The organism is Scytonema sp. HK-05, assembly GCF_963872035.1.
In the GTDB taxonomy this organism is placed as follows: Bacteria; Cyanobacteriota; Cyanobacteriia; order Cyanobacteriales; family Nostocaceae; genus Kalymmatonema.
Genome location: NZ_CAWMYC010000153.1, coordinates 34424 through 46491 on the forward strand (window position 1 = coordinate 34424; position 12068 = coordinate 46491).

Genomic DNA, 12068 nt, shown 5'->3' on the forward strand with positions numbered 1-12068 from the left:
TGTCCAGCATTTGTATTCCCCTTATGTCACAAATATCTATTTCATTGTCTACGCTCAATTGTCCCTATTCCTATTGCTATTAATGCCAAGAATGTAACCGTTCATAAGGTAGCGATATAGTTTTGAGCAAGTGTGCTCTACTATCTGTGAATTTTGCAGTGGCTCACAAGAGACTTTCATCTCAATAAACTTTGTAGCTTGGGGAGTTTTGAAAGACTTGTTAGTCAACGGTATGAAATTATTTTGATACCCCTTGAACGGTTACCACAGAACCGAATCATCACCATCCAAAGAGCTACAGCCACTCTCGAGGAGTTTTCAGCACTTCTCTAAGCATTGCCTCCTGAGTGCCAAGAGTAGGTTGGTCATCATATTTCCAGTCAGCTACAGGAGGCATACAGTTGAACACACTTTGCACATTTACCATGCCGCTTGCTAAACCGAAGCGTGCACCACGGTCAGAGGTTAAAATGAACTCCACGTAGCGCCCACGAACAATACATTGCCAGTACTTGTTCTCCTCTGTAAAGGCCATATCCTTACGTCTTTCCACAAGCGGTATATAAGCAGGAACAAACGCCTCGGTACAATCTGTGACAAACGAAAGCAGCTCTTCTACAGTGCGATCGTTTAGATGGTCGAAGAAAATTCCACCGATCCCTCGGCTTTCACCCCGATGTGAGATATGGAAATACTCATCACACCCCTTTTTAAACCGTGGGTAATAGGAGGGATCGTGGCGATCGCAAACTTCTTTATGCGCCTTATGAAAATGAACTGCATCTTCTTCAAAAAGGTATGCTGGTGTAAGATCTGCACCACCGCCAAACCACCAGTAACCCGGTTGCGTACCATCACCAAGCTGGAAAAAGCGGTAGTTGACATGTGCAATAGGTGCCATCGGGTTATGGGGATGGATAACAAAGCTAGTACCTGTGGCAAAGTAGGGGGTGGCTTTGTCACCAGTTACTTGATCAGCTGCTCCTGTCGCGAGAGCACCCGACTTCTGGAAGCTCATTCCAGAAGGCATTTCACCCTTGATTGCTACGTAGTTGACTCCTATCTTTTCAAAGACATTTCCGCCGTGCAAAACCCGGTCAACATATACTGTGTCATCACTACTCTCACCAGATATCCAAATGCTTTTTTTGTCACGGGTCCAAGGCTGTTCGATAAACTTTTTGCCATCTAGTTGTTCAATAGCCTGACAAGTGTTCTCAAACATCTGTCTGAAAACTTTTTGTATTTTTCCATGCATATTTTGTTCTTTATGCACGGGTTTTTCTAGTGTTTCTATTATTTCGAGCATGGTCTATTTTTTCTCCAAAAGTCAATAATTACTGCTACGATTGACTACGGCTTTCTCCGACTGATTACAATTTCGCGTTGTCACTCAAAAACGCTAGTTCGACGAAGGTCTAAAATTTTTGAGATATTTTGCAATGACTCGTCAACAAATCGATTTGTTGAAATCTTGTAACTCTCTAACTCTCAAACTAGACTATCAATAAAGCAATCAAATACCCTGTTACGATTAAGACACTAACACAAATAAAAAATAGATGCAATACAAAACCCTACTTATTTATAACACTCATTAATACATACTCTAAATAATTTTTTTGAGCCTATTTCTTTAGACATATCTTGCATTTTTACTACCTCTAAATGTTCATTGATTTTTGTAAAATACAATAAATAATGGTTACATAAAAAACCTGAGCATACTTTGATAATGCTCAAATTCACACAACTTTTCTCTCTTAGTTAAAGTCTAAAAAAGAGATTGCAGAAATCTCATCTGAATGACAAACAGATGGTGTTTCTCACATATAAACACCGTTTTCCTCATATATATGCGAAATTTTCAGCGATATCTATCTAGTACACGATGGCGGAAATAAAGCTACCATACCCTACGGGAAGCCGCTACGCATCTACAAAATAACCGAAAAGCTTGTGATGTAAGCATGCGTGAATGAGCGAATTTCGCCAAGCGGTACTAGAGCGCTAAATTATTATTTCAATTAGGAAAAAGCATTTTTGTAGTTTAGTACAACTTTATAAGTTGCACTAATTGCAATAACAAAATGTTTGTAAGTGGGGTTACGCCATACATTGACCCAAATGTTTATTTTTAGGTTGTAAGACATTTGCCTTACCTACAGATATTAAAAATTGTGCAAGATTTAAGGTCAACTAAAAATTGCTCTTTCTAGGTACAAAACCTAATTTTTGAGATGGCTCTATCAGCGCTCTAAGGTTTGCTAACAAAGCTCCTTAGGAGTGGATAAAGCCGTCAGAAGTTAAAGGTTTGAATCAACAAATCTGTGAATTTCACAGATTTGTATATATCTAAGTAAATTTCCCTAAAATGCTGCTCGTACAAAAGCGAATACATTAAACAAAACCGACTTTTATTTATTAAGCCTTTATCTGTCTCCGTCTGCATCCAAATTATTTTGTTCTGACCAATCCCCTTGAGAGGCTTTGTTCCCCCCTTAAAAAGGGGGCAAAGAGGGAACCAAATCTTATTCAAACCGTTATCCGAGTGTTAATACTGCTTAATTAATAATGAGCTAACACTAACCGTAAGCATAAAAAAGCCTGCTTTTTAGATTAGCCTATATTGCTATTTTTCTAGTATCAAATTTAAATGAGTTGGAATCTCTATAAAAAACTTTACATCTTCTTAAAAAATTGTCATACTTGAATTCAAGAGTTGGAAGAAAACTTTCAAGTCTGGAATTTAGAAACCGCGACGATCCCAGAGAAAATCACCCAACAGGCGATTGGGCAAAGCCCAGTGCCAAACGCAATCGCAGAACTACAAGAATTTATCGCTCTTCGTCTGCGAAGCTCGTGAGGTAAGGAAAGCGTTGGCAGTTAAGCTGGTTTATCAAGGCTACAAGTATCTCGGAAATTCAAACGATTTTAGATGTGCCACTGGGTTCGATAACAGGGTGGAAACAAGCTTGTAAGCTACATGAAATATTAAGCGTTTATTAAATATTTTCTTAACTGTCTTAACTGTCTTAACTGTCCTTGTAATTCTACAATGCTCGTATTAGTATACAAACGACAGCATAAAACAGGGTCAGTAACTCAACCCTAAAGGAATTGAGCTTGTAAGAGAAATCAAGCAAGCTGTGCTGACCAGACCACTTAGAAATAGGTAGCCGATATTTGAGTCACGACACCCTGGAGTGCGTAGCTAGCTCCTTGCTCTGTCATCTGCAATTAAACAGTCTTAAAGTCACTGAGACAGTGTTGTAGGTCTAACAAGCTCCAATATCAAGGTCAAAGCTAACTTTACGTGAAAACAGAGGAGACGCAACAATGTCTAAATCTAATTTCGTTTTCGTTCTAGACGCTGACTTAAAACCGCTCACACCCTGTACACCAGGTGTTGCTCGGTCATTACTTAAGTCGGGTAAAGCATCAGTGTATCGTCAATATCCCTTCACGATAACTCTGAAAAAGAAAGTAGACGAAACCCCAGAATCAGTCACTATTAAGTTAGACCCTGGATCTAAAACAACTGGTATTGCCTTACTTCAGGGTTCAAAAGTTGTTTTTGGTGCAGAACTGACGCATCGAGGTCAAACAATCAAAGCTAGTTTAGAATCTAGGCGTAGTTTGCGACGAGGTCGGCGGAGTCGGCATACTCGTTATCGTAAAGCCCGTTTTCTAAATCGTGTGCGCCCTACAGGTTGGCTAGCCCCAAGCCTACAGCATCGCGTAGAGACAACTATGACTTGGGTGAACAAATTTATCAGGCTTGCACCTGTGAATTCCATTGTTCAAGAGTTAGTTAAATTTGACTTACAAAAGATGGAAAATCCAGAAATTAGCGGTATTGAATACCAACAAGGGGAACTTGTAGGGTACGAAGTTCGAGAATATTTGCTTAATAAATGGGATAGAAAGTGTGCGTACTGCGCGGTTGAAAATGTTCCATTGCAGATTGAACATATCCAACCAAAAGCCAAGGGCGGATCTAATCGACTTTCTAACCTTTGTCTTGCTTGTGAAAAATGTAACTTAAAAAAGGGGACGCAAGATATTGAGCAATTCTTGGTCAAGAAACCGGATTTATTGAAAAAAATCAAAGCACAAGCAAAGCGACCACTCAAAGATGCGGCAGCGGTCAATTCAACTCGTTGGGCGCTCAAAGAGCGACTTAAAGAGACGGGATTATCAGTCTCAACAGGGTCTGGTGGGCTGACTAAATTCAACCGCACTCGACTAGGATTAGCTAAAACTCACTGGTTAGATGCCGCGTGTGTAGGTACAGTTGAGATGCTTGAAATACTGACGGATAGATCTTTGAAAATTACAGCAACAGGTCATGGAACACGTCAAATGTGCCGTACTGATAAGTTTGGATTCCCTTGTCGCTACGTACCTCGAAACAAGTTTGTTAAAGGTTTTCAGACGGGTGACATAGTGAAAGCGGTTGTTACAAGTGGTAAAAAGATTGGAACGTATGTTGGTAGGGTTACGGTGCGTTCTACTGGAAGTTTCAACATTTCAACTGCAAACGGATTAATTCAAGGAATTGGCTATAAAAACTGTGTTTCAGTTCACAAAAAAGATGGTTACAATTATGGATTTTGAGAATACGACGGGCAATAAATTGCCCCGTGCCGCTTCCCTCCCAGGGCTAAAGCCGCAGGGTTTCCCGCATCCCGTGAGGTTTCTATGATTTCCATTTATTTGATGATGAGTTACACGGAAGGTTCATGCCGTCATTAACGGAATTCAAGCTCGAGGAGAACAGGGGAACTACAGCACAGAACGTTTTAAATTTTACTCAACTCAAACTGGTTAAAATTTCGTTACACGCTTACGATTTTTTCCACCGACTTACTTAGAATCAAATTTTTGATAAATTTACAGGGGGCTAACTGCTTATGTCTTTCAATCAATCACTGTTTAGTTCAACAAAGCAACTTTCTAATCAAGAAGAACAAAGTTTTGACTACTCAGTCTTAGACCCTAGAACAAAACTATTTCTTCAACTACATACTAAAGAAATCAAGAGTTTGATGAGACGAACAGCAGAGGATTTTATCAAAATTGGACAGAAGCTGCTGGAGGTTAAAGAAAAATTAGGACATGGACATTTTGAGGATTGGTTAAAAGCTGAGTTTAATTGGGGAATGTGGACAGCCAGAAAGTTTATGCAGATCACTCGAAGATTCAAAAGTGTGAATTTCACAGATTTGTCTATCGATGCTTCAGCACTTTATGTTTTAGCATCTCCATCCACTCCTGAGGTTGTTCTTCAAGAAGCCTTTAAACGTGCTGGACAGGGAGAGGTCATTACTCACGCTAAAGTTAAAGAAATTACCAACCAACATAAAGAATTAACCAAGCCTATAACTTCTAGTTACAATGCTATTGACATTACTACTGAAAGAATAATGAGGACAACATCTCATCCTACTGAGCCACTTCAAACGGCACCAGTTATAGGTACTCAAAGTACTAATGTTGTGAAAAAATCTAAAGATAAGCTACTTGACAAAAAAGTAGAAACACCAGCACAATTTCAGATAAGTAATCGGTTTAATGACATAGTTTCCAATGCTAATAGAAGTGATGATTTACCCAAAGAGCCAGTAGACATAAAAACTCAATTACCATTTGGAGTTGGTCATCTTCTTCACATCACTGACTTGAATCTCAAAGACGACAAATGGTTTGGGGAGGTAGCTGAAATTCAAGAAGCGACTGCGACTGACCTTAAAGTGGTTATCAGAATATCACTTCAGCCTCCAACAATTGAGGAATGAACAGTTGCTTTAAGAGTATAGTCAACATGAACCTCCATATATTATTAAAGCGTTTACATCGATGGAGGCTTGCCCTAATTCTCGGTGTGACTGCGATTACAGGCACAACAGTTTTTTATGGCATCTCCCCATTAACACAGACCAGTAAGCCAAGTAGAGTAGTAGAAGCTGCTCCAACCATTCGGCAAATCACTGCTTTAGGACGATTAGAACCAGTAACGGAAGTTATCAAAGTATCTGTACCTGCTACATTGACCAATGATCGTGTGACTAAATTGCTGGTACAACGAGGCGATCGCGTTAAAGCTGGTCAGGTCATAGCAATTATGGATGCACAAGCTCGTCTGCAAAATGCCTTACTTGAAACACAAGCACAGGTCAAGGTATTGCAGGCAGATCTGGCAAAAGTGAAAGCTGGTGCCAAATCTGGAGAGATTGCAGCTCAGGAAGCTGAAATTATTCGTACTGAGCAACAGCTAAAGGGTGAAATTGCAACTCAACAAGCCTCAATTACTCGCTGGCAAACAGAGGTCAGAACTGCTAATGCTGACTATAATCGCTATTTGTCACTATACAAAGAGGGAGCAACCTCTGCTTCAGAGCTAGACCGCAAGCGGCTTACTTTAGACACAGCACAGGCACAGCTTAACGAAGCTAAAGCTAGGCAAAACCAAAGTGCAAACACACTACAAGAGCAAATCAGACAAGCTAAAGCCACCTTAAACAAGATTGCTGAGGTACGTCCGGTTGATGTGCTCTCAGTTCAAGCCCAGGTAGAAAAGGCAATCACTACAGTCAAAAAGGCTAAAGCTGACTTAGCTGAAGCATACATCCGCGCACCGATTGCAGGTCGCATTCTCAATATTTACGCCAAACCTGGAGAAGTCGTTGGCGAAAAAGGCATCGCTGATTTGGGACAAACTGACCAAATGCAAGTCGTAGCAGAGGTCTATAAGACTGATATTGGTAAAGTTCGTGAAGGTCAACAAGCAATTATCACAAGCGAATCATTCCCCGGTCAAGTGCGTGGAATTGTTCGCCTCATTGGGCTACAGGTACTTCAACAAGAGGTTACGAGCGGAAAACCTGGAGAAAATCTTGATCGCAAGGTCATTGAAGTGAGGATTCGCCTCAATGTAGAAGATAGTCAAAAGGTTGCTAATTTCACCAACTTGCAAGTACAGGTCGCTATTCAACCGAATCTGCCATGAACTAATAGTCAGTAAGCACTTTAGTATCAATGAATTCATGTTTCGTAAATTATTCCGCAAAACGCCGTTAGCTTGGTTGCAAATGAGCCATGAAAAAGCACGCCTGCTGGTTGCTATAGCAGGGATTGCTTTTGCCGATTTGCTTATGTTTGTCCAACTCGGAATGAAGGATGCACTGAATGATGGACAAGTGCAATTTTATACTAAAATTCGAGGAGATTTATTTTTAGTCAATAAACTGTCTGATAACCTTACATCCCTCAAAAGTTTCTCAAGAGAAAATCTCTATCAGGCAAGGGGCATTGACGGTGTAGCGTCCGTTAGCTCACTGTATATTGGTCAGGTAACGTGGCGAAATCCTGAGAACCAAACCAGTCGCCAAATCTATGCTTACGGGATTGATCCAAATCAGTCAGTATTGAACTTCCCGGAAGTGAATCAACACTTGGAAGAACTTAAGTTATTAAATCGAGCACTGTTTGACAAAGCTGCAAGACTTCCTAAGCTTGGGGATGTTCCAACTTTGTTGAAAAAGGAAAATCCGCTTTCGGTTCAGGTTAATAATTTGGAAATTCAAATTGTTGGATTATTTGCGCTTGGTTCTTCTTTTGCTGCTGAGGGCAATCTCATCACTAGTGATTCTACCTTTTTGCGGCTCTTTACCGAGCGTCAACCTGACAAAATTGATGTGGGTGTCGTTAAAGTCAAATCAAACGCAACAATTAAGGGGGTACAGGCAAAATTACAAGCAATTGTGCCGGATGATTTACTCGTGCTAACCCTGGATGAATTTGCTGATCGTGAACGTGCATATTGGACAAAAGACTCTCCTATCGGTATCATCTTTGGTTTAGGCGTAGTCCTTGGCTTTTTAGTTGGGGTGGTGATTGTGTATCAAATTCTTTACACAGATATTTCTAATCATTTGCCAGAATACGCCACATTGAAGGCAATGGGCTACAGTGATGTGTATTTCATTGGAGTTGTGATTCAAGAGGCTCTTATCTTAGCAGCTTTGGGCTTTGTGCCAGGGGTTATACTCTCAACAGGACTTTACACCCTTACTCGATCCGCGACGCTTTTACCGATTGCCATGAAACTAAGTCGTGCGACATTAGTACTAGTGTTGACCATCGTCATGTGTATTGGAGCAGGAGCGATCGCCTTGCGGAAGTTACAGCAAGCTGATCCAGCTGACATTTTCTAAGCTCGTAGGACTAGCCCTTTTAAGGTGTTGTGTGATGGGTTGATTTGTAGTTTAGTTATAAGTACTGGGAAACAACTGCTGGCAATTTGAGAAACTGGCTACAGCAGATGAGAGCCCACAGCCATATCCCGCAAGTAATGATGTTGTTGAGGTTGTCAAAGAAAGTATCAATACTTTTATCGTCGGCAGTGTTTTGTTCAAAGTTTTTAGCACGAATGCTAGCTACCTTGAGCCAACGATAAAGGAATTTCTGAGCGCTCGCCGCTAAAATCAAAATACCAATGCTCTCTCGCTATACCTATTCCTAAAGTTACCCAAAATCCTGGTGGAACACGGTGAATCAACAAGAGTGTATATTGTTGAAGGTTTGCGCCTCGATACAGTAGAAAACCATTAGCACCCACAATCAAAATACACAGTACTAAACAAGTGGCTATCAACAACCCTGTAATGTTTTGACGCAGGGTTTTGATACTTCTTCCCTCGCTTTTAACTACAGAGTTTTTCAACAGTAGCTTGAAGACCTTACCCACAAGCCAGTTTACTAAAAAGAAAACGAAGATTACAAGACTGGCTTCAGCCAAGATAATTAATAAATCCATATCAAAACATAAAAGTTAAGCTGATCCAAAAGCACAAAATCACCCGTACTCATGTGGTACTTCCAAATCATCTCAATACAACAGACTCTTTCGCGGCTGTGTCCCCACCGATAACTTGAGCCGCAACGATAAAGCTCACCGACGGCAATGTGGAACGTGTCAGGTGCAACGCCCTGTTAGCTTTTATCCAGGTGTAGCTGCTGTATGCCCTTGCGCTTAACAGAAAGTTCGCCAGTCCGCGAGATCGCAACCATTGTTGTTGAGCCATGGCGTTGATGTCTGTCCCGGAAATGATCTCCATCTACTAGGAGCAATCTGAATTCAGGGTTTCCAAATTCCTTGAACTGGGCTTGCACATCTGTGCAAAATTGTTTTGGCTCCATCGTTGTCACGTTCCCGCTGCTGACATACAGTGAAGGAAATTGAAGGCATAACTGCTGTAATCCAGCCAAATGGGCAGCAAACAACAGAACATGATTTTTATTTAGGGAGGGTAGAAGGAATGCCGGCACCTCAATATCGTTCTTTACTGGACACAGCACTGTCATTTTTTGTTCAACGAGGCATTTTTCAGCTATTTCCATGCCGTATTGGTCGAGATTGAAATATTGTTTTACAGCCTCGAACCTGCCGATAAAAGAAGCCACGTATTGATCAATCGATCTACGTTTCAGGCTATTGATTATTACTGGAGAAACAGCCACTACCATATATGGTAAAGGAGAAGGGTTGGGCAAGATAACAGGTTGTCCTTCGCTCAGGTGCCGTTTGATTTCTAAAAGTGCTTCATCGTCATATTTAATAACAGTGATATCCATGTATTACATCTCCTTAACTAACCGGAGTAGTGTATCGTTAGATACTGTGCCTTCTGTCTCTGAAGCTTCCATAACTTTTGAGTAAAGAATATGAAAATTTATGGACGAGGTGTCTACACCAATCTCTTGCAGTTTGTTACGGAGGCCAACAATTCCGCTGTGTCTTCCAACAATAGACTCAATATTACGACCAATCACTTTCAGATCAAATGTGCTGTTTGGAATTTTTTCAGCAAGTGAATGGTGTATACCTGTTTCAACAGTAAAAGTGTCTGGGCCAATAAACGGTTGATTGGATGCAAACTGAAAACCAGTCAGCTTGCTCAGCTCACAGGCAATCTTGTAAAGGCTGTCAAGACGGCAGCCAGATTGGAATAAAGGATTATTTTTCTCAAAATAACTGGCGTACGCCAGAATCTGTTCAAGTGATGTATTTCCACCGGCATCACCCATTCCCCCAATAGTTGCTTCTACCTGATTGGCACCAGCTTTAATTGCTGCCACAGTATTGGTGAGGGCAAGCCCCATATTATTGTGACAATGAATAGATATGTCGATACTTGTCGGTAAGCTCTCTTTAATGAAACTCACCAAAGATGCGAGACTATCTGGATTGAGAGTACTCTGACTATCTGCAATCGTTATGCATGTAGCACCAGCATCCGCTACTTCGCAAGCCAATTCACGCAGAAAATCCTTGTCTCGGTTACCACAGTAAACCAAATAGTACTGTACAGCCGGAAAAATTTCTCGCCCATAGATCACTACCTTACGCGATGAATCAATGATCCTTCTGCGGATATTGAAGTCGTTTGCATGGCGAGTGTATAATTCGTACGGCATGACCCATGTCGCCAATCTAGAGCGGTCTATATGATGTTTTACCGCACTGTAGGCTGCTTTAATGTCCTTTGGTATATGTCTGGCCGCTACGCTTAACTGGACTTTGTTGGTTGCATCAGCGATCGCATAAGCACCCTCCCAATCAAGCGTTGAGGCGATGGGAAATCCTGCATCAATTATATCGACGCCCATCGCTTCCAGTGAAACTGCAATATCAGCTTTCTGCCTGGGCTCAAGATGAATAAACGCCGCTTGTTCTCCATCCCGCAATGTGGTTTCAAAAATTTTCATTTGCTTTTGTCTCTCAACTTTAGAAGCAGTAACTGCATTACGCAAGGCACTACTACAAACTGAGGTTTTAGCTTAATCGAGCAGAACCCCGTAGAAAAAACGGACAGTTATAGCTGACACCCGCGCATGATTTCGCTACACATACAAAGCCTGCGCAAGCAGGCTTTAAATTTCTAGACTGTGCAGGCAGACAGAAAATTTCCCTCTTCTTGAAGAAGAGTTCAGTTATAAAGGTGAACCATTAGGATACATCAGTGCTATCCGTTTTTGACGGATTTTGGCTTCCTCTAAACAAAATTCTTCAATTTGTTTAACTACGTCTTCAGAGATTCCAAGTTTCTTTGCTGCTATGAGTACTACATTCCGTTCTTGTTCACTATATTCTTTATCAGCAGAACAAGCTTTGATCGCATCATAAATTACCCAACGTCGCGATTCATTGGATGTATGAGAACGACTAACTAGTGCCTCTATATCTTCATCAGCTTCATAAACTTTGAGTTTTTCAAGAATTTCAGATCCGCAACCGCTGGCATCGGCAAGTCCAAGCACCCAATCTCTTTCTTCATCTGTTAGTGTCCCATCGCCGTTAGCACAAGCAAGAAGTGCTTTGAAGTAAACTTCATAAGCGTCTAATGGACGCTGTGTTAAACTGTACTGCTCATTCAAAAACCACAAAGCGCCTAAATCACTCTTTTTTTCTGAAATATTGGTAGCCATTTTATTTCCTTGAATTGTCCAATTCATTTTGGAAATTACAGATTTTATTTTAATCTTTATTACTCTTAATTAATCAATGATTAATTATTTTTATATTCTTAAGCTTTTTAATCACTTTGGAATCTCTAAAGATTAGAGGCATAAGAAGGATAATTTATGAAAAGGAGTCAGAAGTCAGAACTCAGAATTCAGAATATCCCCACGGATGAATCCGGGGGTTTCAAATACGATGCTCCGCATTTTTACGAATCCATACTTATAAGTAGGGGCTTTAAACCTCGACTCATCTGCGGCTTCGTAATTGTGTCATTCTGGCTCTTGAGTCCTGACTCCTGAGTTCTTCTTGGTAAAAAAAACTGAGTTTGGTATCGTAAGTCAATTTTTTTTGTTAATATTTTGGATTTTTCCCTGTAGGTATATTAGCAATAACTTGGTTTTTTGTAAATATAAATAAAAGGTATCAAAAGGTATCAAACATCCTACTTTTCTTACTTTTCCCACTTTTTTTGAGACAAGCTTGAAACTGTCTTAACTGTCTTAACTGTCTTAACTGTCTTAACTGTCTTAACTGTCTT

9 protein-coding genes and 1 pseudogene are annotated in these 12068 nt (G+C 40.6%); 5 read left to right on the top strand and 5 right to left on the bottom strand.

What is annotated here, in order from left to right:
- Positions 1-295: 295 nt before the first annotated feature.
- Positions 296-1309, bottom strand: a complete 1014-nt coding sequence (hemF, locus tag AACT52_RS35510; protein ID WP_073635115.1) for an oxygen-dependent coproporphyrinogen oxidase — start codon at positions 1307-1309, stop codon at positions 296-298.
- Positions 1310-2809: 1500 nt separating this feature from the next.
- Here hemF and AACT52_RS35515 point away from each other — a divergent pair.
- From AACT52_RS35515 to devC, 5 genes and pseudogenes are all read left to right on the top strand, one after another.
- A pseudogene (locus AACT52_RS35515) lies at positions 2810-2976 on the top strand (helix-turn-helix domain-containing protein); the annotation flags it as partial.
- A 363-nt stretch (positions 2977-3339) separates the two neighbouring features.
- Entirely contained in the window at positions 3340-4620 is a 1281-nt protein-coding gene (gene iscB / locus AACT52_RS35520) for an RNA-guided endonuclease IscB (protein WP_073635117.1), read from the top strand.
- 296 nt (positions 4621-4916) lie between these two features.
- On the top strand, positions 4917-5801 hold the full coding sequence (locus tag AACT52_RS35525; RefSeq protein WP_073635118.1) for a DUF3102 domain-containing protein: 885 nt from the start codon (positions 4917-4919) through the stop codon (positions 5799-5801).
- A gap of 26 nt (positions 5802-5827) precedes the next feature.
- Positions 5828-7012, top strand: coding sequence for an ABC exporter membrane fusion protein (locus tag AACT52_RS35530; RefSeq protein ID WP_073635119.1), 1185 nt, complete (start codon positions 5828-5830; stop codon positions 7010-7012).
- A 37-nt stretch (positions 7013-7049) separates the two neighbouring features.
- A complete protein-coding gene (gene devC, locus AACT52_RS35535; protein ID WP_073635120.1) occupies positions 7050-8219 on the top strand; it encodes an ABC transporter permease DevC in 1170 nt (389 codons plus the stop codon).
- A 218-nt stretch (positions 8220-8437) separates the two neighbouring features.
- Here devC and AACT52_RS35540 read toward each other — a convergent pair whose 3' ends face one another.
- The 4 genes from AACT52_RS35540 to AACT52_RS35555 form a co-directional block, all read right to left on the bottom strand.
- Positions 8438-8821 carry a hypothetical protein gene (locus AACT52_RS35540; RefSeq protein WP_073635121.1) on the bottom strand — a complete coding sequence of 128 codons (384 nt, stop codon included), beginning with the start codon at positions 8819-8821 and terminating at the stop codon, positions 8438-8440.
- A gap of 176 nt (positions 8822-8997) precedes the next feature.
- Positions 8998-9639 carry a hypothetical protein gene (locus AACT52_RS35545; RefSeq protein WP_073635122.1) on the bottom strand — a complete coding sequence of 214 codons (642 nt, stop codon included), beginning with the start codon at positions 9637-9639 and terminating at the stop codon, positions 8998-9000.
- 3 nt (positions 9640-9642) lie between these two features.
- Positions 9643-10818, bottom strand: coding sequence for a LeuA family protein (locus AACT52_RS35550; RefSeq protein WP_158054917.1), 1176 nt, complete (start codon positions 10816-10818; stop codon positions 9643-9645).
- A 180-nt stretch (positions 10819-10998) separates the two neighbouring features.
- A complete protein-coding gene (locus tag AACT52_RS35555; RefSeq protein ID WP_083630732.1) occupies positions 10999-11493 on the bottom strand; it encodes a hypothetical protein in 495 nt (164 codons plus the stop codon).
- Positions 11494-12068 lie beyond the last annotated feature (575 nt).